Below are 24671 nucleotides of genomic sequence, written 5' to 3' on the forward strand. Positions count from 1 at the left end.
GTAATGACCCAAGATAAAGACAACAGCAAAATCATATCGAGCATCGCTGGAAGCGTAACCAAAGCTGGCCTAGGGCTTGTCCCGGGAGGAAGCGTTGCAGTGGGGATCTACGAACTACTCAGCCTTGGCGTCGAACAGATGGCTGAATACATGGAGCGCAGAGCCCAGCGGAGATGTGAGGAGTTCCACGAGCGCCTCGTCGCTGGCGAAAAGCTCGACGATTTCACGGCGGAGAATTTGGATGTTGAGGATTACCACGCGCTACTCTGTGCCTGCCTAAGTGAAATTGAGTCCGAAAAAGCAGGCTTTTACGGCGCAATGGCCTCCGCCATCGCCTTAGGAAAAGTCAGCAACCGAGAGAAGCGATTTCTCATGCTTGCGCTGAAGGAGCTGTCCCACGCGCAGCTTCAGATGGCACGTAAGGCTTACATTGCCAAACGGCATTCACTCAAGCCCCACCAAGGAGGTGGGCAGCGCGAAGAACGGGAATTCCTGGGTCTCAGCTCCACAGATGAGATTGAGCAGCTTAACCACGAATCACTGGTGGCAGCGAAAATTGTCCGCGAGAACAAGCTTGCACCCATAGGTGAAGCGCTTGTACGGGCATGCTTCACTGAAAACGAATTGACACCGAGCAGCATAGGGGAGAGCGTCTGGAACCCAGTAAGGCTAAATATCCTCTCCTTTGAACTTGCGGGGCGAGTGCAGACGCTAGCGATACACCTTTCAGATGCCGCTTGGCATAAAAATATGCACAGCTCAATCCACCGCCCTCAAGCTCATGGGGTTCTTCAGCCATACGATAGACTCCACGTTCTGATCATTGATGAAGATGTCAACTCGGTGATCAAAGGAAAAGAAGCACTACTGAGAGAGGTGGGCAAGCGGACACTTGTAGTGGTGGCGCTGTGTGAGGTGTCGGAGGAGCTGAGAGTAGAGCTACCCACAGCCGTATGGGTTGATGCCCACCATTTGCCAGCAACTGAGCTCCTGCAGCGAATCCTTGTGGCTGTAGGGCATTGAGATCCCTCGGTTCGGAGGTTTGGCCATTTCCGACTACCCGTCCCGCAGGGCCTGATACTAGGGTTAGCGCAAGAGAGCTTGTGCTAACCCTCTGTATTGGAGCTTTGAATCAAACGGAAGGGACACCGAAATCGCACGCGTGATGAGACTGCAAGGATGATCACCCACATCCAGAGCGTTCAAGCTCACCGCGGTCAGCGGCGAGCCATCTTCATCAAACAGGTGTTCCGAACGTTCCTCTCCATCATGGGCTACGTGAGCAGCAGTGTACCCAGGCCGCGCCGGCATGGTGGAGACTCATCTGGTGGCATCAGAGCCATCCACGCCATAGAGGCTTTTGCCCTCAATGACCGATTGCCATGCTGCTCGTGCCGGATATCCAAGTGCTGGATCCTCGAGTCGCCTGGATGCGTATCTCTGTAGGGTCCTCAGCGAACAATAGGCTGTAGTTACAGCCTCTTCACGCGGTAAACCATACGCATGCCCCTTGGACGAGTCCCAGCTGCGGCCCAAGAAGTGCAAGGCGAACTGATCTAAGGATCCATCAGATTTCTCCACGATGCGAAAAATTTTCTTGCATATCCGGGAGTCCAGGCGAGCGACCGTCCAAAGAATGCGACCAGGATGGTTTTTCTCAAACAGTCGCTGCTGCTCTGCCGCAGCCAGTACGTTGCCGGTGTATGCTTCGATCACCTTATCTTTCGAATCCTGCTCTAACAGAACGTCACTCTCGTATCGTTTTTCGTTCGGCACATAACTGACCCTCAGGATTTCGGTGGCACAGGTGAGCGCTTCAGGATCCGCCGCAACCTTCACGTAGATCGATAATGAGATCTCGGGGCTACTCGATTTAGTGAGAAGCTTGATCTGCTGCAAAGCCAGATCATCGATGCTCATGCCAAATAATCCTTCCCGGTTCGAAGCGCGCTCAACAAACAACCGAGAGTCGACAAGCCTCGCGATCGATATGCATATCTCCGGAAGATCTTGGATTTGATCACTTTGTAGCGTCGAGCCTACTTGCCCCAGCATGTCTAAAAATTCATTACAGATACCAGGTGTAAGGCCGGCGACGATCTGTTTCCGCTGATCAGCATTCTGCAAATACTTTCGAGCCGCTTTGATACTGACGTCCCCGTCTGTTACGCCCAGTTGCAGCGCAACGACGAGACGTGACGGATGCGAAATGACTCCATCAGCATATGAACCTTCACCCATGGAAAAGCCTTTTTCAGCCGATGCCACTTCGGGAAAAAGGAAATGTACGACCTTTCCCACGGCGCCACTGGCACTTGCAGCGTAAGCGCGGCCACGCTCGTCTGATCCATTCCCAATCGTTTTCAAAGCGTCTTCTGTAGAGAATATTTCGTTAGGCAAGCGTCCGACGAATAGCTGCGGCTTGCTTTTCAGGAGCTCGTAAACGCTGGGTGCCTTAACTGATAGCGCGGCTATCCCAAGTATGTCAGCAAATACAATCTCACCCCGAAGAAGTGGCTCCATCATGCGCACAGCGTTGAACACTCGGGCGAGATCACGCGGCTGCTCCAGCAGGTCGCGTAGACCTAAGTGGTACAGATAGCCTAGCCGCTTCCCTTGTCCCTCGAAATATGACTGAGTAGCTTTCGGATCAAGCCGCTCGAGGGCTGAATCAAAGAGTTTTGCGCGCGCGCTCAATGATAGGTTTGGCAATGGCATCCTGACCTGAACAATTTTGTCCAAGTACGAGCTTGCTTGTGGGACGTTCAGGTTTGTAAGCGCTCCCGTTACGTAAGCAGAATCCCAAGCTACAACATATCCAACTCGAGGCAGACCACCGACCGCTTTGATGATCCGGATCATCTCGAACACTTCGGCAGGGAAGAGCCGGTCGACATCGTCGATGAACACTATGACAGGGCGGTCAAAGCGTAAAAGCGCTGCTTCAACACACTGTTTTTTTTCTTCGATATCAGGCGCTTTGTACTCGGCTATGGCTCCTGTTGCATCGCCTGTAGCTTCCATAACCGACTTGAATAATGATGCCCACGGCTCAGCACCTGGGATGTACTTGAGGACATCAAAAACTTTTGAGTAAGCCTTGAGTTCCTTAGCAACCTTCAAGCCATCCTTACTGTGATCGTTAAGCTTGATAGCCTTGGCGATGCTGTACAAAAACTGGCGTAGCAAGGCCTCCTTCTCACCAATCAGCCAGGGATTGAAATGCACGATGACTGGTCTATGACGCGTGTCCTCACGCTCAAGCATCGCCTGGATCATCGCAAGCACTGAGCTTTTTCCGCTACCCCAAGGGCCCTCAATTGATAGAACGAACCCCGACGTGGACGGCACCTTACGGAGAGAGGACGTAGCGATCTCAGCAAAGCCGCCACGGGATAACTGATCACTATCTAAGGCGGATCCTGGTTGCAAAGGGACATCGAAATCAATGCCAGCCATGTGGATGCCGGCTGCAGCGAGCTGCGTGCCCATAGGTGCTCCTCAATAGGAGCGAAGAAGCTCCCTTCCGTATGACAACGTTAACAAAGAGGCTGAGCATAGAGTTTTTGAGGGCCAATCAACAACCGGGAGGTAGCAAACCTTGGCGTCCCTGCGGAGCCGATAGATAGTCTCCGCAAATCGCAAGCGGTCGGATACGAAGTAGCGTTTGCCCAGCACACCTTGCGTGGTTAGACGGGCGCCCAATTATGCGGTAGTAGCTCGGTAATCTCACTCGCCCGCTGCGTCGGCAGACGCGTGAGAACGTCCTTCAAGTAGGCGTACGGATCATGCCCATTCATACGCGCCGACTGGATCAAGCTCACGATTGCCGCCGCCCGCTTACCGCTGCGTAGTGACCCGGCGAACAACCAATTCGAGCGTCCAAGAGCCCAGGGCCATATCTTATTTTCGACTCTCCTGTTTCTCGCGGAGTTTCGCCAGCGTTTCGGTGACAAGGTCATTGCGGAAATGCGCGGTTATTCGGATGAAGAGGGGGGTTCACCTTTCTGGGAAGGTCTGGGACGTCACTTCTTCAAGATGGATTTTGCCGATGCCGACTACCTCACAGGGCTGGGCAACAAGACCTTCATCGCTGAACTGATGCCCAAGTTTCCGCTGCCTACCTGCCTGTTGCCGGAGACAGCACGAACGGCCATCGGAAGGGTATACCCAAGCACCGAACCGGCGCTGGGCATGCTCAGGGCAGAAGGAATTGAGCATCGTGACTACATCGATATCTTCGACGGCGGTCCACTGATCGAGTGTGCCACCGGGGATATTCGTGCAGTGCGCGATAGCCAGGTACTGCAACTGAGTATTGGCACACCGGGGGAGCAAGCGCCGACTTACTTGATTCATAACCGTCAGTTTGCCGATTGCCGGATTACTGCGGCAACGGCGCGAGTTGCAGCCGGTACTCTGATTGTCGACGCTCAAATCGCCAAGGCGTTGGGCTTAAGTGCGGGGGCTTCGGTGCGGGCGGTGAGCCTGATGGTGCCTGCCTCGCATCCATCAGTGGCCTAAATAGCGTGCAGAAAAAGATCGCAGCCTGCCGCGGTACCTGCAGTTCCGCATTCATCTCATTCTAGAGGTGAGCACGGTGAATGGAGCTGCCGCCGGCCGCGGTTTTTTTTGATTCTGCTCCGTCATAACAGGTAATCGAACGCCTCAGGTCGATTGCTGCCTCCTCGCATTCATCATCGATTTCCAGTCTGCTGCCTAAGGCTTCGAGTCCACTCCAGTTCCTTCGTATAAAGCTTGCTTCTAGTTATTCATAACCCGAGCTATTTGCTCCAAAACCCGGCTGCGCCTAGGTTAGCGCCTAGCCGAGCTTCAAGCTTTGCGTAAAAGAACAACAACAAGAGAGGCGAATAATGCCTGTGATAACCATCGGTATGGTGGGAATCGGCCAGCTTGGCCTTCCTATCGCAACCAACCTGCTTGCGGCCGGATTTCGCGTTGTCGGTTAGCCATCAATGGCTTCGGTCAGCGCAAGCTGAGAAGCGAGTGCCAGCGGACCTTGCCAATACACGGGTTGATTCAACGGGACACCTGAAAACAGCACAGCCTTGGCGTTGCCCTTGGGGGCGCTCAACCTGACTGCGCGATCGTCATGCAGCGGCAGATTCACCGGCAGCGTGAGCTCGATGAGATTGAAGGGGAGGTCGTCGACCCACACTTCGCCGTCAATCGGCATCACGAACGCCACATGACCCTCGGGAATCGGGACGCTGACTTCAGCGCCGTCCTCGAGCGAGATGTCCAGCACGGTCACTTCGGTGGGCACCGATAATGGCGACGACACTTGGGCGAAACTGCCCAGCGGCACGCGCACCTTGACCCCTGGCAACCGCACCACGGGCACATCCTGCGCTTCGAGACTGAGCGCAAACGGAGCGTCCGCTTGGCGCTCCTGCGGCAGGTTGATGAAAATCTGCAGCATGTGCACCGTCTTGCCCGGCTCGGCCGGCACCTCCTCGTGCACCACCCCTTTACCCGCCGCCGTCCAGTGCAGCCCACCGGGTCGAATCAGGTTGCGGTTGCCCAGCGCGTCGCGGTTATCAATCCCGGTTTCGGAATCAAGAAACAGATAGGACACAGCCGAGAACCCGGCATGTGGGTGTGGTGGAAAAGTTGGCCCGCTGATCCAGGCATGATCGACAGCAAGGAACGGGTCGATAGGCTTGGCGAACTGACTTCCACGCAGACTGAAAGCCCGGAACTGACTGCCGTGATTCATGCGCTGCAGGCGTGCGATGGGTAACATGGCTGTGCTCCTCAGACGCGTTCCGCTGCGGGCAAAGTCGGGTAGTCGATATACCCTTGCGCACCCGGTGCGTAGAACGAATTCTTGTCCGGAACATTGAGCTCGGCGCCTGTGCGAAAACGCTCGGGCAGATCCGGGTTGGCGAGGAATGCGCTGCCAAACACGGCAGCATCAGCGCGGCCATCAGCGATCAGGGATTCGGCGGAGTGTTGATCGAGCCCGCCACCGATCAGGTAGCTGCCGTCAAACAGTGGACGTAACAAGCCGTGGTAGTCGACATTGGCGCCGAACAGGGCGACATGCAGATAGGCAAGATTCAGCCCATGCAGGTGTTCGACCAGATAGGTGTAGGTTTCTTGCGGGTTGGCATCGACGATGTCGTTGAAATTCATTTCAGGGGAGATCTTGAGACCCACCCGGTCACCACCGATTTCCGTCGCAATTGCGGACAGCACGTCCAATACAAAGCGCACACGGTTTTCAACCGATCCACCGTATTCATCCGTGCGCTGATTGCTGCCAGTCGAGAGGAACTGTTCAGGCAGGTAGCCCGACGCGGCATGCAACTCGACACCGTCGAAGCCAGCTTCAATGGCCAGACGCGCCGCTTGGCGATAGCCTTCAATGACTGCGGCAATCTCAACCACGCTCAGCGCATGGGGGGTAACGAAATCCTGAAGGCCCGTTGCGGTCCAGGTCTGGCCAGCGGGTTTGATCGCGGAAGGGGCCTGTGGCAGGGCGCCATTCGGTAGCAACGAAGGGTGCGAAATGCGACCGCTGTGCATCAACTGCATGAAAATCCGTCCGCCACGAGCATGCACGGCCTCAGTGACGTGCTTCCACGCAGCGACCTGCTCGGCGGTTTCGATACCAGGGGTACGGACATAACCCTTGCCCATAGCGATGGGGAACACGCCTTCACTGATGATCAGTCCGGCGCTGGCACGCTGAGCGTAGTAAGTCGCAACCAGTTCGCTTGGCACACCGTCATCGTCGGCGCGTGAGCGCGTCATCGGGGCCATGATCATACGGTTGGAGAGGGTGTAGCGACTGAGCTGGACTTGGGAAAAGAGAGAATTCATTGCGGGCTCCTCAGTAGTGATGGGGCCATCATTGATCAATCCTGACCTGGGATAAACTGGGTAAAATTGAAATGACTGATCCACTAATGGAGCAATATCTCGAGTGGAATCCGCGATAGGGTCAGATAAATTGAGCTAAACCTTCATGCGCGACTGATCACTGTGGTGAAGGAAGGGGAGAGAGCTCTAGGAAGTGGTGATACACGAGATAGCGCTCGACGTAGTCGTCTCTAACACAAGCGACAGATCCCCGGGCCATATAGTAAGTACGTGAGGAGAGATTGCTCATCGTCTCTTAACTCAACTAAATAGCCGTTTAGTTGAGTTGGTTTATGTTCTCCATATAAAGACTTTTAAGGTGCCTCAGGCGGTTGGTAATACATAGACTATCCTCAATAGCACAAATCACTCGTCAGACATGACGTTCTGATGAGCTCCAACCCAATCTAACAGGGTGCCAAGCAATGGAAAAGCCTGTTGAAATTTGCACCTTTGAGCTCGATGTTATATTGGTAGATAAGGCGGGAAAACGCCTACCGAACCCGATGATTACGGTCGCTGTTGACCGTAAAACGCAAGTGATAATAGGGGTATGCATTTCGACTGGCAAACCCCGGAGTTCGAACAGCATAGCGGAGCTTTGAATTCCCAGGTGCGCCAGGAGAATCAAGGGCTAACACGCAGGTTCAGCATTACTCTGTAAACTTGTTTTTTGACTTGTTAACTACGGTGATTAACAAGTCAAAATTGTGGTTAACAACGGTATCGGACGAGCATTGTACTGAGCTTTTCATCCAACCAGATTCTGGCGAGCCACCAGGGTATTTGGTGGCAGGAAAGCTCCACAGGCTTCAAGCGCAAGGCGTGCACCGCCAAACCTGCAGCATCTGCAAGTAAATCAACCGGCGTTTGTGATTTCCACGTGTGGCAGCCCTTGAAATCTGCGCACCAACTCCACGCTGAACGCCGCAGATTTCACACAGCGACGTGTTTGCACGTGGACCTGTAGCGTAAGCAATGCCGTAAACGAACAAGCTGTTACCAAAAAGACCCTTTATATCAAACGAACAGACGAACTCGCATACGGTGCACGATCACGCGAATCTAGGGCGATTCGCCGCGATTTCTTCCGAGATCTGCGGGCTCCGACGACAGGCATGCTTACGTGAGGCCGCGAAGAGCTAAAATGTCAGATGGGACTCATCGATGTAGTGCATGGGTTGAGTCCAATGTACTGAGTGGAACAGCACCGATTACTTCATATGCTTAAACCACGAAGAATCATTTTCGTGACTTCCTAGGCCCATGAATTTTCGAGAATATTTTTTTAAGATGATTTTTCTGATTTTTAAGTGACGACGACAGATACGCTGGCAATTCGATGAGTATTCCTTGGGACGATTAGAGCGTTGAAATCCTGTGCAACGAGCCTGCTTCTGAAATATCCTGTTACGCATAATGTATATTATGTTAAACGACGTGTGGAAGCTGTTTGTCTGTTTATGGCATTGCCCTCCGCCAAAAGCTCTCGAACTATTTTAGGGATAACGTGTGAAGTAAATGTCGGATTTCCACTAGGTGCATTAAAAATCAGGTGTCAGTTCGCGAATACGCTGTTGGCATCAGTAACTTCACCCTGTCCGTACCGCATAGGGCCAGCTAACAATCCTTTCATTTGTACCGAGCGCGTATGCATGGCTTGAAGAAAGCCTTGCAGCTATTCATCCTTATCACTCTCTCGTAAGTCATCCTTATCACGCTCCCGTAAGAGCCAGCAGACGATGCCGAGCACCAGGGTGGCAAATCCTAGTGCGGCAATGGTGAGCGCAGGAGTAGCGGCAGAATCGAGAATAACGAACTTCCGGCTGAGCGCCAGCAAGGCGATCAACAGCACTGTGCGAACCTGAACGATGCTGTTGCGTCGTAGGGCCGGGCGCACAATCGAATGCTTAAACTCCAGGGCTATCAGCACGGTGAAGATTGAGCCAAAAAGGGCCTGGAAAACATCGTGATCTAGAGGGTCAATCGCACCACCGATCACCAACGGCACAACCCTGCGACAGAGCTGCAGTAGCGCCATCAAAATCACAGACGCGATGATGAGACTGAGCGCAAGAACAACCAATTGTTCGAAACGTTCGTAAGCATTCATCAGCGCCCACTGAAGTCTGAAATTTTTCAGCGTCGAGTTGCGCTCACGCCCTTCAGACTCCGGCTTTGACACGATAACCCTCCACACTTGCGTCTTCAGTCTGCCGGGCTCGTCCAGGCATTTGAGGATCCAGTTCATCATTGCACGTCGTGATCAACAGGCCCGCTCCCAGGTTACGTGAGTGTGTTGAGGCTAAGTCCCAGTCTCCGCAACAGGTGCCAGATCATCTGGCTGGTCTGGCGGACTACTCTTTCCGGAGGTCTTTGGCGCATCCACCTCCACCTTATTGAAGACCACTTCGCTACGCCCCTTGTCGTAACCCAACTCAACACTGTCGCCAGCTTGCAGCTTGTCAGCGAGCATTTCCTTCGCAAGCCGCGTTTCGACGGCCTGGCGAATCTGACGTTTCAACTCACGCGCGCCAAACTCAGGCTGATAACCAACATCCGCCAGATGATCAATGAGTGAGTCATCAATTTTCACTGTGATGTTCTGTGCAGATGCGGTTCGAATGACCCGATCAAGCTGAATACTCACAATCGATCGGATGTTGTCACGGGTAAGGGCATGGAACACGATGATGTCGTCAATACGGTTCAGGAATTCGGGACGGAAATGCCCTTTCAAGACTCCCATTAATTCATCACGTAACGCTTTATCCGTAAGGCGTTCATCTTCTGGGCGCTCAAGATTCTCCATGATCACGTGAGAGCCCAAGTTGCTGGTGGCAATGATGATCGTATTGCTGAAGTCCACAACACGCCCCTTGCCGTCCGTGAGACGCCCATCGTCGAATACCTGCAGTAATACGTTGTTCACATCGGGATGCGCCTTCTCGATCTCGTCGAGCAGAATCACACTGTAGGGCTTGCGGCGAACACGCTCTGTCAACTGCCCGCCTTCGTCGTACCCCACATAACCGGGTGGCGCGCGATGTAGCGGGTGCGTCGGGCAATGTCCAGTGCCTCGACCAGACGATCCAGACGATCCACCAGCAGCACAATTCCAGCGGCTTGCGCAGAAGCAGTGGCACCGCCGGCCCCCATGGCCACACCGACGTTGGCCGCTGCCAGTGCGGGAGCGTCGTTGATGCCGTCGCCAACCATCAGCGTGCTGGCACGCAGGCAACCTTGCTCAACAGCACGCACTTTTTCTTCTGGGGTCAACCCGGCACGCAGTTCATCAATCCCGGCAGACAGCGCAATCATCTGCGCGGTTTCCAGCCGATCGCCGGTGAGCATGACGATCTTTTCGATACCTCTGTTGCGCAGTCGACGCAAAGTCTGCGGGGTTTCGCGCCGAACGTTGTCCGAGAAAACGAGCAGGCCGGCGAGTTTTCCATCCACGTCAATGAAGCTTCCGCTGCACGCCAGGTAATCCATGTGGCGCAGCATGGCTGAGGCCCATTCGGTTGCAGGGTTGTCGTCATCAGCAAAAGACAACGTACCGAAACGCACCTGCACGCCATCGACGCGCCCACAAAGCCCCGAGCCCGGGTTTTCCTCTACGTCCTGCGGCACGCTGAGGGGCAATTGGCGCTGATGCGCCGCTTCGACAATGGCCTGGGAGATGGGATGAGTCGAGGCTTGCGCCAGCGAAGCCGCCAGGCCTAGCAGGCGTTGCGGATCGCCGAGTCCATTGATCTCTATCGACTGCAGGCGGGCATGGCCGCTGGTCAGCGTGCCGGTCTTGTCGAGAAATACCTGTTTTACCCCGGCCAGTGCTTCCAGCGTCGCGCCATCCTTGATCAGGATCCCGCGCCGTGCCGCCCTCGAAATGCCAGACATGATGGAAATGGGTACCGCCAGGATCAACGGGCAAGGTGTAGCCACCACCAGCACCGCCAATGTTCGCAAGGGATCACCACTCACTTGCCAGGCCACTGCGGCAATCAGCAACGTCAGCGGTATGAAATACAACGCATAGCGGTCAGCCAATCGCACAAAAGGAGCACGCGAACGGCGCGCGGCCTCGGCCAGCCGGACAATGCCGGCATAGGTGCTTTGCGCTGACGTTCTTGTGGCCGCGAGCAGGAAGGGTGCACCCACATTGGATACCCCACTGGGCAGTAACTCTCCCTCCTGATGGGTGACCGGTAACGACTCCCCGCTCAGTGCCGACTCGTCCAGTATGGCTGCCGCACTCAGAAGGCAGCCGTCGACTGGCACGACCTCTCCCAGCCGTACCAGAATTGTTTGATGTGGCTGGATTTGCTCGACAGGGATCTGGCGTAAGCCGCCCTCCTCCTGCAACCAGGCCGTCCGTGGCGCGCGGTCGACGAGGGCTCGCAGTTCGCGTTCGGCGCGCTGTGTGGTGAAAAATTCCAACGTCCGCCCGGATGCCAGCATCAAGGCGATCACCGCCGCGACCAATGTCTGCTGGAACAGCAGCGCAGCGACTATCGACAGCAATGCGATCAAGTCGACACCTGCCTCCCCTCGAGCCAGTCGCCGGGCAAACTCGACGAGCAGGATCACCGCCATCACCACGCTTCCTGCAGCCCAGCATAGTGATGCCCAGTCAGGTTTCTGCCCAAGGTGCGCAGCGCCCCCCACCAGCAACGTCAAGGCGGTGAGCAACAACAGCGCTGGGTCTGGCCATTTACTGAGCATCGAAGCGAGTACCTGAAAAAACGATTGGCGTTGCACATACCGCCGGTGGCTTGAACGTGAGGGTGACATCAACGACTCAAGTCAGCGACGCCTCTGCAGAGCTTAGGTCTGGAATGCCTGACGTGTCCGATGGGGCTCATTGATTGAAGTTGAACACAAGCCGAGTGAAGGCGGCATATGGAAAAAACAGGTGTGTGCCCTCTTTCTGATTTAAATCAAACACGCTTGGGTCGTTCAGGAGAAATTAGAGACAGTCGTTGCGTCATCAGATTCGATGCCTGCACACCTCGCGTCAGGCGCAGAGTGCCATGACCACGCAATTACAAGGTGCAGCCCTTGGGCCTTCGCTCTGTTCTTTCAAAGTGGATCGACAGATGTGATGCCGGCAGCCACCTTCATCTAAGAGGAATGTAAACATGAGCAATTCCGCGAAAAAAATGCCCGTGACTCACGACGATAAAGCCCGTGAGCATTCAGTGGTCACTGATCTTTGGCGCCCTCTGGAACAACTCCGGCAACACGTCGATCACCTGTTCGAAGACTTCAATCACCATTCAAGCCTGTCACCCTTTGGCCGTGGCTTGTTTGATGTCGATCCGCTCTGGCGGCGAGAACACATCGGTCACAGTCTGCCTGCCGTGGACATCACCGAAAAAGACAAGAGTTTCGAAATCACGGCCGAACTGCCCGGCATGGATGAGAAAAATATTGAGGTCAAACTGTCCAATGGCAGCCTGATCATCAAAGGGGAAAAGAAAGAAGACAAGGAAGAAAAACGTAAAGGCTACTACCTCAGCGAGCGTCACTATGGTTCCTTCGAGCGGGTTTTCAACCTTCCCAAAGGCGTCGATGCCGATAAGATCGAGGCGAGCTTCAGCAAAGGCGTGCTGAGCCTCTCGCTGCCGAAAAAGCCGGAAGCCATGAAAGCGGACAAAGTCGTGCCGATCAAAGCCGGTTGAACCAGACAACTCGCCCCCGGCAGGTACACTGACCGGGGGATTTATATTGTTAACATCATCGGTATCAAGGCTGTTCGATACCGCTGAATCAGACGCTGTCGCTACTCGTAAACACTTGCACGTCAAACTCTATTCAAGCAGTTACGTCGGCGCAGGACATACGATAGGCGGGGATAAGATTTGCAGAGGCGCATGGACTCAAAACCCGCGAAACGTCTTACTTCTTCCGACTGGCACGTACGTTGGCACCTTATTGATTTAACTCAATACCCCGACGGTGCCCAGGCGTAAAAAAGGGAAATGGGCAAATACCGCCCTTCAACCGAGGACATCGTCATGAACGACTTGAGCCTGCGAAAAACCATTCTGGAAGAGCTCGAATTCCAGCCCGACATTGATGCCGCCCACATTGGCGTCGCCGTAGACAAAGGTGTGGTCACCCTGACTGGCCACGTCACCAACTACGCTCAGAAAGTCAGCGCCGAGCGAGCAGTCAAGGCGGTTACAGGCGTGCGTGCACTGGCCGAAGAAATTCAGGTACGACTGGACAAGGGAGCCGGCACGGCGGACGACACCATCGCCAATCGTGCGCTGAACATCATCGACTGGAGTTCCGATCTTCCCGTAGGCGCCGTCAAGGTCATTGTGGAAAACGGCTGGGTCAGCCTGGAAGGTCAGGTCGACTGGCAGTACCAGAAGGAAATCGTGGAGCGGGCCGTGCGCAAACTGTCCGGTGTGGTGGGCGTGGACAACCGTCTCACGCTTCGTCCCCGGGTTGACGTGGGCGATATTCAAAAACGCATCGAAGAAGCGCTCAAGCGCAATGCCGAAGTTGACGCCAAGGGGATTCATATCAAGGTTGAAGGCAATGTAGTCAAACTCGAAGGCAAGGTGCATCTGTGGCGTGAGCGTCAAATCGCGGAGCGTGCCGCCTGGTCGGTACCCGGCGTAAACAAGGTGGAAGATCATTTGCTTATCGCTTGAACCAATGGCCCGGAGAGATCCAGTTTCCTCCGGGCTTTTCTGACACTGGGTGCCCTTCCACACTGCCTTTTCCGCGAGCCAAGGCCATGAAGAAAAATCAACAATGGAACCTGTCTTACTTTGCGATCGCCTTCATCGTGTTTGGTCTGCTGCAGTTTCTTTTTGTTGAACGCCATGTCGTTCAGCCCATCCCATACAGCGACTTTTTGCAACTGCTGAACGAGCAAAAGATCAGCGATTTGCGAGTGGAACAGCAAAGGATCAGCGGCAAACTGCAGGTACCCATTGATGGGCATACTCAATTCTCAACCGTCCGAGTAGATCCGGCACTCGCGGCGGATCTCGCCCATTCGGGGGTCGGGTTTACCGGCGTACAGGAAAATACGCACCTGATCGGATTACTCGGATGGCTGCTGCCTTTCGTTTTGATCATGGTGATCTGGCATTTCCTGTTCCGCGGTCTGGCAGAAAAACAAGGCTTCGGTGGCCTGATGAGCATCGGAAAGTCCAGGGCCAAGGTATTCGTCCAGCGCGATACCGGCATCACGTTTGCCGATGTGGCGGGTATCGATGAAGCCAAGGCTGAGTTGGTGGAAATCGTCTCGTTCCTCAAAGACAAGACAAAATATGCGCGCCTGGGAGCGCACATCCCTAAAGGCACACTGCTGGTTGGGCCGCCCGGAACCGGAAAAACCTTGGTGGCTAAAGCTATTGCCGGTGAAGCCGGCGTACCGTTTTTTTCGATCTCGGGATCTGAGTTTGTCGAAATGTTCGTTGGGGTGGGGGCCGCTCGAGTCCACGATCTGTTCGAACAGGCACGTCAGGCCGCCCCCTGCATCATCTTCATCGATGAACTGGATGCGCTGGGAAAGATGAGGGGCGTCGGTGCCTTTGGTGGCAATGACGAAAAAGAACAAACGCTCAATCAGTTACTGTCCGAACTCGATGGATTCGACCCTCGTGAGGGCGTTGTATTGCTGGCCGCGACCAATCGACCGGAGATTCTGGACCCGGCACTGCTGCGTGCTGGACGAATCGACCGCCAGGTGCTGATCGACCGCCCGGACCGAAAAGGTCGTCAGGCAATACTCAAGGTCCATCTGCAAAAAATAACGGTCTCGCCGGACCTCGACAACGACCGCATTGCTGACATCACCACGGGTTTTACCGGCGCCGATCTGGCCAACCTGGTCAATGAAGCCGCCATCGTGGCGACACGTCGCGGTGCTGATGCGGTCAACCTGGACGACTTCACGGCTGCCGTAGAGCGTATCGTTGCCGGGGTTGAACGCAAAAGCAGCGTGCTGCGCCCCGATGAACGTCGAGTGGTGGCGTTTCATGAGATGGGGCACGCCCTGGCGGCGAGCGGCCTGCCAGCCATGGACCCGGTCCATAAGGTCTCAATCGTGCCCCGCGCTGTGGGTTCACTGGGCTATACGCTGCAGCGACCGACCGAAGACCGCTTCCTCATCAGTTGCCAAATGCTCAAGGACAGGATTGTCGTTCTCATGGCAGGACGCGCCGCCGAACACCTCGTGTTTGGTCAGATATCCACCGGGGCGGCTGATGACTTGGCGCGGGCCACTGATATCGCCCGACAGCTGATAACCCGGTTTGGCATGAGTGCCACGCTCGGCCAGTCGGTGCTGGAGCGGCAAAGCGCGTCCTTTCTTGGCGAACACATGCCGAGCGCCATGGATAAAGATTATTCGGAACAAACAGCCAGGGAGGTCGACCTGGAGATTCGTGCCCTGCTCGACGAAGGCTACCATCGGGCAACGGCCTTGCTCGAAGGTCGTCGGGCAGATCTGGACGCTGGTGCACTTCTGCTACTGGAGAAAGAAACGCTCACGCCTGAAGAGTTTCCACCGATCCTGCCGTTCAAAGCCGCCACGGTGAATCGTGCCCCGGTCCTGACGACGTGTGTAGACACTCTCGATTTCAATACGCAGCGGCGTCACTGACGACGGTCAACATTCCACTTGCGTCCATTGCCAGTTCAAGACCTCGGGCATGTCCTGCCCATGCTCGATCAGATAAAGCTTGTGCCGCTCCATCGTCGACCAATATCGCGCCCTGGCGAGCAGCATGTGATCCTGCAGACGAGGCACACGCTCAATGACGTCCAGTGCCAGCTGATAACGGTCCAGATTGTTGATCACCGCCATGTCGAAGGGGGTGGTCGTGGCGCCCTCCTCCTTGAAGCCTCGCACATGGAAATTCTCATGGTTCGTGCGTTTGTAGATCAAACGGTGAATCAACGCCGGGTAGCCGTGGAAAGCAAAAATCACCGGTTTGTCCCGCGTAAATAATTCATCGAACTCGCTGTCCGGCAAGCCATGGGGATGCTGGTACGACGGCTGCAGCACCATCAGATCCACAACGTTGACCACCCTCACCCGCAAATCCGGCACGTACTCCCGCAACAAGGTGACAGCGGCTAGCGTTTCCAGGGTCGGCACATCACCGGCGCAGGCCATCACCACGTCGGGATCCTCATCATTGCGGCACGCCCAGTCCCACCGACCGATACCCTTCTGGCAATGCGCAGTGGCTGCATCGATATCCAGCCACTGCCATTCCAGCTGTTTGCCGGCGACAATGACGTTGATGTAATCGCGGCTTCTGAGGCAGTGGTCCGTCACTGACAGCAGGCAATTGGCATCGGGGGGCAAATAAATCCGCGCTATGTCCGACTTTTTATTGGCTACCAGGTCAATGAATCCCGGGTCTTGATGTGAAAAGCCGTTGTGGTCCTGACGCCAGACGTGGGATGTCAGCAAAAAATTAAGCGAAGCAATGGGTTGACGCCATGGCACGTCGGCGGCGGTCTTCAGCCATTTGGCATGCTGGTTGACCATCGAATCGACGATATGGATAAAGGCTTCGTAACAGGACAACAGACCATGACGTCCGGTCAGCAGATAACCCTCGAGCCAGCCCTCGCAGACCTGCTCACTGAGAATCTCCATCACGCGACCATCGGCGGCCATATTGAGGTCGTCCGGTTCCAGTGGCTCCATCCACGCCTTGGCGCTGACCTCATACACCGCATCGAGCCGGTTCGAGGCGGTTTCATCCGGGCCGAACAGGCGAAAATTGCCGGCGGTCAGGTTGTTTTTCATCACATCGCGCAAAAACGTACCCATCACCCGTGTCGCCTCCACGCGCAGGCTGCCAGGTGTTTCAAACTTCACGGCATAATCGCTGAATCGCGGCACATCCAGGGGGCGCAGCAACACACCGCCATTGGCATGGGGGTTGGCGCTCATTCGCCGGTGTCCGGTCGGTGCCAGTGCCGTAATCTCAGGCAACAACGCACCGTTTTCATCAAACAGCTCATCCGGCCGGTAGCTGTTGAGCCATTCCTCCAGTTGGCGCAGATGTAACGGCTGCTTAAAGTCGGCCAATGGCACTTGATGTGCGCGGCACGTACCTTCGACGCGCTGACCATCGACGAATTTCGGACCGGTCCAGCCTTTGGGTGTACGCAAGACCAGCATTGGCCACAGTGGCCGTTGCGGCGGTGTGGATCGGCCCGGCCGACGCGCCTCAAGCTGAATGTCACGAATTTTCAGAATCATCGTGTCCAGTGTTTGCGCCAGCGCCTGATGCACCTGCATGGGTTCATCACCTTCCACGAAGTACGGATCGTAGCCATAGCCATACAACAGGGCCGAAAGCTCATTCTCACTGATTCTGGACAGTACGGTGGGATTGGCGATTTTGTAGCCATTGAGGTGCAGGATGGGCAATACCGCGCCATCGCGCGCCGGATTGAGAAACTTGTTGGAGTGCCAACTGGCCGCCAGTGTCCCTGTTTCAGCTTCGCCGTCACCGATGACACAAGCGACAATCAGATCCGGATTGTCAAACGCCGCGCCGTAGGCGTGTGCCAGGCTATAGCCCAGTTCGCCACCTTCGTGGATGGATCCCGGTATCTGTGCCGAGACATGGCTGGAGATGCCGTAAGGCCACGAAAACTGGCGAAACAGGCGCAGCAAGCCGCTTTCATTACATTCCACAGCGGGGCAAAACTCGGTGTAGGTGCCCTCGAGGTAAGTCTGGGCGACGACCGCCGGTCCACCGTGACCGGGACCGGCAATGAACAGCATGTTCAGCTCGTACCGGTTGATCAGATGATTCAGGTGGGTATAGATCAGGTTGAGCCCGGGCGTCGTCCCCCAATGACCCAGCAGACGCGGCTTGATGTGCGCCAGGGTCAGGGGTTGTTTGAGTAGCGGGTTGCCTCTGAGGTAAATCTGACCGACGGCCAGATAATTGGATGCCCGCCAATAAGCATCCAGTCCCTCCAGTTGCTCAGCATTCAGGAAATCGCTCATGAACTTCTCCGCCGAAGGACCAGGCTCCAGGTAGGCTTTGAACGAGTCTGAGAGTCTGGGAAGCTTAAGACTTGATTTACATCAATTTCCCACGTCGGTACCCGGGTAAAGGGTGCAAAGGCAGGTCCATTCGTCGATTACACCGGTTGATCCGCAAATCCGGTGAGTCTAAATTTCCTCGACGCCTATCCTTAGGGAGTCACTCCTACTGACGTCACCTCTCGATGCCAGACATTCGCGCTTTGCAAGTGCATTTCCTGAAAACTGCGTGCTCGACCTGCAGTGTGATGGAGTTGTGCCTGCCCATCGGGATGACCAGCCAGGAAGTCGAGCGTCTGGACACATTGATCGTGCAACGCTTCAAAGTGAAAAAGGGCGCGGCGCTTTACCGGGCAGGCGATCCGTTGCGCTCGCTTTATGCGGTACGCATCGGCTCGTTCAAGACCAGCTTTTTGTCGGTCGATGGCCGCGAACAAGTCACCGGGTTCCAGATCCCCGGCGAAATGCTCGGTCTGGACGCTATCAGCACAGACCTGCATGCGTGCAATGCCGTTGCCCTAGAAGACAGCGAGGTCTGCCCTATCCACTTTGCTCACCTGGAAGAACTTGCCCATGAGCTGCCTTCGCTGCAGCACAGCTTCAACAAAATCCTCAGTCGGGAAATCGTGCGTGATCACGACATGCTGATGATGCTGGGCAACATGAGCTCGGACGAGCGTCTGGCAGCCTTCCTGCTGAACCTGTCGCAACGTTTGAAAACCCGTGGCTATTCATCGACGGAGTTCGTGTTGAAAATGCGCCGCGAGGAAATCGGCTCCTACCTGGGGCTGCGCCTGGAAACCATTTGCCGAGGCATCGCACATTTGCGGGATCAGGCACTCGTAGAAATTTCAGGCCGTGAGGTCAAAATCCTTAATCCAGAAGGCCTCAAGCAGTTGATTGCCGGCTGCCATCGCCCTCCTGCCTGTTGATCCCGGTCATCCTATGCGCGCCATGGTTTTACACTCGTCCGGTCAGCCGTTGCAATTGCAAGACCGCCCCATCCCGGCACCCAGTGCCAACCAACTGTTGATCAAAGTCCTGGCCTGCGGTGTCTGCCGCACGGATTTGCACTTGGTGGACGGAGAATTGCCACAAGCGGTGCTGCCCCGGGTGCCGGGGCATGAAATCGTCGGTGAAGTTGTCGCTGTGGGCAGCCATGCAGACCCCGAGCGCATCGGCCAACGGGTAGGCGTTCCGTGGCTTGGCTGGACGTGTGGGGAGTGCTCGTTCTGTCAGGCCGGGCGGGAAAACCTTTGCGATCAGGCCCGGTTCACCGGATGCCATCTGGACGGTGGATACGCCGAATACGTCGTGGCCGATCAACGCTTCTGTTTTTCTATCCCTGAGGCCCTTTCCAATATTGAAGCGGCACCGCTGCTGTGTGCCGGGCTAATTGGCTTTCGCGCTTTGCAAATGGCACAAGGCGCGCGCCATCTCGGGTTCTATGGCTTTGGCGCTGCAGCGCATCTGGCCATTCAAGTCGCACGGGGACGCGGTCAGGAGGTGTACGCCTTCACTCGTCCGGATGACACGCAAGGACAGGCGTATGCCCTGTCCCTGGGCGCGAAATGGTCCGGTTCGTCGGACCAGCCTCCCCCTCACCTGCTCGATGCCAGCCTGATTTTTGCTCCGGCCGGTGCGCTGGTGCCGCTGGCGCTCGCCGTCACCGTCAAGGGCGGCTGCGTGATTTGCGCCGGCATCCACATGAGTGACATCCCGGCCTTTCCTTATCGGCTGCTATGGGGCGAGCGCAGTGTACGATCGGTGGCTAATCTGACCCGCGACGATGGCACAGCGTTCTTCAAAGAACTTCAACACACCCACGTGCACTGCGACACCACCCGGTTTTCCCTTGAGGATGCGAATCAGGCACTGGCGCTATTGCGCAGTGGTCAATTCAACGGTGCGATCGTGCTGGTGCCGTGACACGCCGCTCATTCATTGCTTTACACCGAGCGCCGCCCGTCCCATGACAAGCGCTGTACGCTGGGATGCTCCTTCTCAGGCAAGCCAAGGCGAAAGATCACTTCACCTCGCACATCTTGCGTCCCGGTGTCAGCCTGCATGGCTCGCCGGCTCAAATCGCCTCTCCCTTTGCCAGTTCGATATCAGGCAGCCACAGGGCGTTGATGCAGGCCTCCTCGTCCTTTCCCGTCACCGGTTCCAGGGCCATCGGATCAAGCAGGTGCTTGTTGAGCATGGCCAGGCGCACCATGCCGTTTTTGTCGAGGAGCGAATGTGCCACGCACTCGCACAATGACCGAGGCAGGGCTTCTGGAAGGGACTCTATTTCAGCATTTGCAAACTCGATCTCTAATCGCAAGGTGCAAGTGTCGACCAGATCCCGCATCGCGTGAGAAGCGAAGTTAAACACTGTTGAGTAGCCCGCCATCAACGCCATCGAGACCGACAGCAAGAGGGTTGCCTCGCGTTTCCACGAAAGGGTGCCCGTCCGGTGCAGGTATTTGTGTGCCGTTGCCTTGCTCCAGTCCTGAATTGCCTGACACCGGCTGAAAAGCTTGTGGTTTGACATGACTGAATCTCTCACCATCTTTATCAAAACAATGGCGCTCACTGAAAAATACCGTTTGATCTGAATCAACCTCCGCCAAGCTGAGTCCCAGCTTCTTGACTTGCTGGCGATCCTGCTGCAAACGGCGGTGGCTTTTGGGATTCACTTGATCAACTTGCAATGAAGTCATCGCTAGAGAGTTCCACGTTGTCGCGATACTCCGGCACCGACACCGACCACCCCAACTCCAAACTGATGCGCCGGCGCAGCACATCCGACGCGTTAGGTTCCCCATGGACGACAAAGGTATGTTTTGGCGGTCGTTTGAACCCACGCAGCCACTGCATGATTTCATCAGCGTCGGCGTGTGCGGACAGTGTTTGCATCGGTACCACTTCGGCGCGGATCGGCACGTCCTTGCCGTGGATACGCACCGAAGAGACGCCGGCAACAATTTGCGCACCACGGGTGCCACCGGCCTGGAAGCCAGGCATTAACAGTGTGTTATTCGGATTGGGAGCCAGTGCCTTGAGGTGATGGACCACCCGCCCTCCTGTCGCCATGCCACTGGCCGCAATAATCACCGCCGGGGTGCGTTGCTGATCAAGCGCTCTCGACTCATCGACCGTGTGGACGAATTGCGCCACATGGCACATGCCCTCGCAGTCTTCCAGGGATAATCTGTGCTCGTTCCGGAAGCGCTGGTACAACAATGTGACGTCGGTGGCCATCGGACTGTTGAGGTAGATTGGAATATCGGGAATCGCCCTTTTGCGCTTCAACTGATACAGGTGATACATCAGCAGTTGAGCGCGCCCGACCGCGAAGGATGGCACAAGGGTTATCCCTCGGCGCAGTGCCGTGCGGGTGATGATGTCGGCCAATTGCGCCTGTGGCGCCTCGACCGGATGTTGACGGTCACCGTAGGTAGACTCCACCAGCAGATAATCCGCCTCCTCGACCTTTTCGGGAGCAAACATCAATGGATCGTCCGGACGTCCCAAATCACCTGAAAACACCAGGGCCAGGCCGCCGGCTTTAACTTCTACTGTGGCGGCTCCCAAAATATGCCCGGCGCCACGAAACAGAAGGGACATGTCCGGGAGGATTTTAACGCTGTGGTGCAATTCCACGGGCCGCAACAGTTTCAGGGCTCGCTCAGCATCTTGCTCGGTGTAAAGCGGCAGCGCCGGGCTGTGCTTCGAGAAGCCATGCCGGTTGGCAAACTCCGCTTCTTCTTCCTGCAAGCGACCACTGTCCAACAGCAGGATTTTCACCAATTCACAGGTGGCGGGCGTGGCGTATACCGGGCCGCGATATCCATTGCGCACCAGCACGGGCAGATAGCCGCTGTGATCAAGATGGGCATGGGTCAGAACAATGGCATCGAGGTCGCTGACCGGAAGCTGGAACGGGTCGCGATTGTGCAGTCGCAATTGCTTGTAGCCCTGGAACAGACCGCAATCGACCAGCACATGTTGGTTGCCATGTTCCAGCAGATACTTGCTACCCGTGACCGTACCCGCGGCACCTAGAAATGTGATTCGCATGGCCGTTGCCCTTGAACATTCAGAGGAGCGCTATTGATCGCTCCTTTTGGCCCAGGGTCAGTTGATTTTTATCAACTGCGGGCTCGATGGGGGTCTCGTTCAACCGTATGGAGTGACCGGTTTGACGATCACCAGACTGCACGGTGCCCGGTTTAACAGGCGTTCAACGGTGTCGCCGATAAACCGGTCGGGCCCTGGGTGATAGACCGTGCCCAGTACCAGCATGTCGAAGTCATGCTGGTGAGCAAACAACCCGATGACCTTGTGGGGCGTACCCGACAACAAATGTCGATGTGCATCCTTGATGCAATAGCGTTCGGCAAGCACGTCGAAAGCCTCTTGCTGGGCATCCTCAATGGCGTCCCGCAAACTGTCATCAAGGCTGACTGTCAGCACACTCCTCGGTGCATCGCTGATCTCTGACCAGCGACTGACGTTAAGCAAGTGCAGTTCGGCGCCACAACTGGCCGCCAGAGTTGAGGCCAGATCGACAATTCGGGCATTCAAGCCCTGAGTCAGCTCCTCGAGATGGGACAAATCGATCGAGGCCAGGATTTTCAACGGTTTGGGGTTTCTGGCACTGGTCACTAAATGCAAGTGGGTAGGACATTCGCGCAACAGCCGCCAATCAAGAGGCCGGTGAAAGACGCGGTCGAGTGCTGGCACGTGATGGGCGTCCTTGATTACCAGGTCCGGATGGAAGTCACTTATGTACTCCAGCAGGTTGGTCAGACTCGACCGGGCCCAAACCGCCTCGGTACTCACCTGAAGGCCGCCGCACCTGTAAAAACGGGCTTGCTGTTCCAGCCAATGACGGTGCACCTGTAAATAGCCTTCTCGTGCCTGGGCCATCGCATCGTGGTCCAGCAAACCGGCTACGGCCAATGCCTGGACATAATCGAACGCTACAATGTGCAACAACGCACCGGTTGCACATGCCAACGCATGTGCACGCTCGAACGCCGGGGTATGGCTCATTTCGCTGGGAGCTATCAATAGAATGCGTTTGAGCTTGAGCATCACATACCTCGCCCTGGGTCATGGTTGCCATTCGATTATTTGGCGTTACGCCGAGGGGGACATGACTTTTATCAACGAATCAGCAGCCGGAGAAATGCACCGATTCGCCCTCGCTAGTCCATCCATGGTTGATTCAGCTCAACCTTTTTTCGGTTTTCTGCTGTAGAAATACATTGACCACTGGACCCGGTGCGGCGGCTAGGTGAAAGGAATCACTGGAATCGCTACACAGCGCGCATATGCCATGCAGCGTGCCCCCGACTATCCGCCCCTTCTCCCTGGAGCTTTGCCATGTTGGCGGTCACCCTGATCAATATGCTGGTGGTCATCATCGTTGTCGTGATCCACTACGAATGCCTGCTACGACTGAACGATTGGCTGCCCCGGCTCAAGTTGTGGAGCCGCTTCAGGATTGTCGTTGGCGTATTCGGCGCCCTGGTTGCCCACGCGACAGAGGTTTGGTGCTTTGCATTGGTTTACTACCTCATGGTGCACGCTGGTAAATGGGGCACTCTGACGGGCAGCTTCGACGGTTCACTGATGGATTGCGTCTACTTTTCCTTCACCACGTACACGACGATCGGCTTCGGCGATATTTCACCCGTGGGCGACATCAAGTATTTGACCGGGCTGCAAGCGCTGACCGGGCTGGTACTCATTACCTGGACAGCCTCCTTCCTGTTTCTGGAAATGCAGAAATACTGGAAACGCAAATAGTTGCCACCCGTTCGCATCGGCGCTCTACAAGCTCGCTCTAAACCGCCAACACGCAGCATGGCGCTTGATACAGAATATGCTCGGTCGTGCTGCCCAGGAGCTTGTTTAATCCCTTGGACTGGACCCTGCCCATTACGATCACATCCACGTTGCGTTCATCAGCGAACTCACACAAAACCTTGACCGGATGACCGTCTATGAAATGCCGACGATCCGCAGGCACGCCGAACTGATCTGCCAGGCGAAGGAAAGACTTTTCCAGGTCTCGTCGAAGCGCTTTGGTCAGGTCAGCGAGCGTGAGACCGTCCATGTCCGCCAGAAAATCGGCCGAAATATCGCAGGCGTACAGCAAATGCAATTCGGCATTGCACTGCATGGCGAGATTGCAAGCTTGCTTGATGATTTGTTCATTCAGTTCGTCGCCGGCTGACTCGACATCCGATACTTCGACAGCCGCGACAATTCTGCCAGGCAGGTTCAAGCCGGTGTTACCCATCAGATAAACCGGTGCCGAGCAGTGTCGCAACAAATGCCAGTCCAAAGGCGTGAAAAAGGCCCGCTTGAGCCTTGACGCATGGTCAATTTCCTTGATCAACAAGTCGGGCTGCATATCCGTCACGTGATCGATAATGTCTTGCTTCAGATCCTCAGCCCATGCCACTTGCGTGGTCACCTCAATTCCCCGGCCTCGCACACTCTCAGCCTGAGACTCAAGCCAGTCGCGATGGTCCTGCAGGTATCGCTCGCGAGCCAATGTTCGATCGCCCTCCTCAAGCAGCGACAACCATTTGAACGAAGGGATCAGCGCGGTGATATGCAAACTCGCCCCGCAGGCCTTGGCCAGGGATGCTGCATGGCTCACGGCTGGGGAATGACGCAGTACCGGATTGATGATCAGCAACAAGCGTTGATACAGGCTCATGATAAATCT

The 24671-nt window shown here is 55.7% G+C and carries 17 protein-coding genes and 4 pseudogenes; 8 read left to right on the top strand and 13 right to left on the bottom strand.

From position 1 onward, the window contains the following. Positions 1 to 3: 3 nt before the first annotated feature. Positions 4 to 1023 carry a hypothetical protein gene (locus D8U69_RS14285; protein WP_130907564.1) on the top strand — a complete coding sequence of 340 codons (1020 nt, stop codon included), beginning with the start codon at positions 4 to 6 and terminating at the stop codon, positions 1021 to 1023. 297 nt (positions 1024 to 1320) lie between these two features. On the opposite strand, the gene D8U69_RS14290 is transcribed toward D8U69_RS14285, so the two are convergent. Beyond that, on the bottom strand, positions 1321 to 3492 hold the full coding sequence (locus D8U69_RS14290) for a P-loop NTPase fold protein (protein ID WP_130907565.1): 2172 nt from the start codon (positions 3490 to 3492) through the stop codon (positions 1321 to 1323). 197 nt (positions 3493 to 3689) lie between these two features. After that, positions 3690 to 3914 (bottom strand): annotated as a pseudogene (locus D8U69_RS14295) (transposase domain-containing protein); the annotation flags it as partial. A gap of 4 nt (positions 3915 to 3918) precedes the next feature. Here D8U69_RS14295 and D8U69_RS14300 point away from each other — a divergent pair. Then, positions 3919 to 4524: pseudogene (locus D8U69_RS14300) on the top strand (arginine N-succinyltransferase); the annotation flags it as partial. A 442-nt stretch (positions 4525 to 4966) separates the two neighbouring features. Here D8U69_RS14300 and D8U69_RS14310 read toward each other — a convergent pair. From D8U69_RS14310 to D8U69_RS14330, 5 genes and pseudogenes are all read right to left on the bottom strand, one after another. Beyond that, positions 4967 to 5767 (bottom strand): pirin family protein, encoded by an 801-nt coding sequence (locus D8U69_RS14310; RefSeq protein ID WP_130907566.1) that lies wholly within the window; start codon positions 5765 to 5767, stop codon positions 4967 to 4969. Between the two features lie 11 nt (positions 5768 to 5778). Continuing rightward, positions 5779 to 6849 (bottom strand): alkene reductase, encoded by a 1071-nt coding sequence (locus D8U69_RS14315; RefSeq protein WP_130907567.1) that lies wholly within the window; start codon positions 6847 to 6849, stop codon positions 5779 to 5781. Positions 6850 to 8566: 1717 nt separating this feature from the next. Next, complete coding sequence (locus D8U69_RS14320; RefSeq protein ID WP_177434571.1) at positions 8567 to 9001, bottom strand: phosphate-starvation-inducible PsiE family protein; 435 nt, start codon at positions 8999 to 9001, stop codon at positions 8567 to 8569. Between the two features lie 192 nt (positions 9002 to 9193). After that, positions 9194 to 9931: pseudogene (locus D8U69_RS14325) on the bottom strand (AAA family ATPase); the annotation flags it as partial. Continuing rightward, positions 9928 to 11613: pseudogene (locus D8U69_RS14330) on the bottom strand (heavy metal translocating P-type ATPase); the annotation flags it as partial. The pseudogenes D8U69_RS14330 and D8U69_RS14325, both read right to left, overlap by 4 nt. 416 nt (positions 11614 to 12029) lie before the next feature. On the opposite strand from D8U69_RS14330, the gene D8U69_RS14335 reads away from it, so the two are divergent. The 3 genes from D8U69_RS14335 to ftsH all read left to right on the top strand — a co-directional run bounded on the left by D8U69_RS14335 (position 12030) and on the right by ftsH (position 15520). Beyond that, positions 12030 to 12572, top strand: coding sequence for an Hsp20/alpha crystallin family protein (locus D8U69_RS14335; protein ID WP_056855336.1), 543 nt, complete (start codon positions 12030 to 12032; stop codon positions 12570 to 12572). Between the two features lie 336 nt (positions 12573 to 12908). Next, on the top strand, positions 12909 to 13556 hold the full coding sequence (locus tag D8U69_RS14340; RefSeq protein ID WP_056855587.1) for a BON domain-containing protein: 648 nt from the start codon (positions 12909 to 12911) through the stop codon (positions 13554 to 13556). A gap of 86 nt (positions 13557 to 13642) precedes the next feature. Then, on the top strand, positions 13643 to 15520 hold the full coding sequence (ftsH, locus tag D8U69_RS14345; protein ID WP_130907569.1) for an ATP-dependent zinc metalloprotease FtsH: 1878 nt from the start codon (positions 13643 to 13645) through the stop codon (positions 15518 to 15520). Positions 15521 to 15526: 6 nt separating this feature from the next. Here ftsH and D8U69_RS14350 read toward each other — a convergent pair whose 3' ends face one another. Then, the gene (locus tag D8U69_RS14350) at positions 15527 to 17899 is read right to left on the bottom strand and encodes a phosphoketolase family protein (protein WP_056855337.1); all 2373 of its coding nucleotides are present in this window, start codon (positions 17897 to 17899) and stop codon (positions 15527 to 15529) included. Positions 17900 to 18123: 224 nt separating this feature from the next. Between D8U69_RS14350 and D8U69_RS14355 the strand changes: the two genes are divergently transcribed. Both D8U69_RS14355 and D8U69_RS14360 read left to right on the top strand, forming a co-directional pair. Next, positions 18124 to 18870: a helix-turn-helix domain-containing protein gene (locus tag D8U69_RS14355; RefSeq protein ID WP_056855338.1), complete on the top strand. Its 747-nt coding sequence runs from the start codon at positions 18124 to 18126 to the stop codon at positions 18868 to 18870. Between the two features lie 13 nt (positions 18871 to 18883). Next, positions 18884 to 19867: a zinc-dependent alcohol dehydrogenase family protein gene (locus tag D8U69_RS14360; RefSeq protein WP_056855339.1), complete on the top strand. Its 984-nt coding sequence runs from the start codon at positions 18884 to 18886 to the stop codon at positions 19865 to 19867. A 151-nt stretch (positions 19868 to 20018) separates the two neighbouring features. On the opposite strand, the gene D8U69_RS14365 is transcribed toward D8U69_RS14360, so the two are convergent. From D8U69_RS14365 to D8U69_RS14380, 4 genes are all read right to left on the bottom strand, one after another. Further along, the gene (locus tag D8U69_RS14365; protein WP_130931790.1) at positions 20019 to 20357 is read right to left on the bottom strand and encodes a hypothetical protein; all 339 of its coding nucleotides are present in this window, start codon (positions 20355 to 20357) and stop codon (positions 20019 to 20021) included. After that, the gene (locus tag D8U69_RS14370; RefSeq protein ID WP_130907571.1) at positions 20308 to 20643 is read right to left on the bottom strand and encodes a hypothetical protein; all 336 of its coding nucleotides are present in this window, start codon (positions 20641 to 20643) and stop codon (positions 20308 to 20310) included. The genes D8U69_RS14365 and D8U69_RS14370 overlap by 50 nt, the downstream gene beginning before the upstream one ends. Beyond that, positions 20624 to 22003, bottom strand: a complete 1380-nt coding sequence (locus D8U69_RS14375) for an MBL fold metallo-hydrolase (RefSeq protein WP_130907572.1) — start codon at positions 22001 to 22003, stop codon at positions 20624 to 20626. Before D8U69_RS14375 ends, D8U69_RS14370 begins: the two co-directional genes overlap by 20 nt. 99 nt (positions 22004 to 22102) lie before the next feature. Further along, positions 22103 to 23023: a universal stress protein gene (locus tag D8U69_RS14380; RefSeq protein ID WP_130907573.1), complete on the bottom strand. Its 921-nt coding sequence runs from the start codon at positions 23021 to 23023 to the stop codon at positions 22103 to 22105. 291 nt (positions 23024 to 23314) lie between these two features. Between D8U69_RS14380 and D8U69_RS14385 the strand changes: the two genes are divergently transcribed. Further along, on the top strand, positions 23315 to 23740 hold the full coding sequence (locus D8U69_RS14385) for a potassium channel family protein (RefSeq protein ID WP_056855342.1): 426 nt from the start codon (positions 23315 to 23317) through the stop codon (positions 23738 to 23740). Between the two features lie 37 nt (positions 23741 to 23777). Here D8U69_RS14385 and D8U69_RS14390 read toward each other — a convergent pair whose 3' ends face one another. Continuing rightward, positions 23778 to 24662 carry a universal stress protein gene (locus tag D8U69_RS14390; RefSeq protein WP_130907574.1) on the bottom strand — a complete coding sequence of 295 codons (885 nt, stop codon included), beginning with the start codon at positions 24660 to 24662 and terminating at the stop codon, positions 23778 to 23780. Between the last annotated feature and the right edge of the window lie 9 nt (positions 24663 to 24671).

It is taken from the genome of Pseudomonas sp. Sample_16, assembly GCF_004307665.1.
GTDB lineage: Bacteria > Pseudomonadota > Gammaproteobacteria > Pseudomonadales > Pseudomonadaceae > Aquipseudomonas.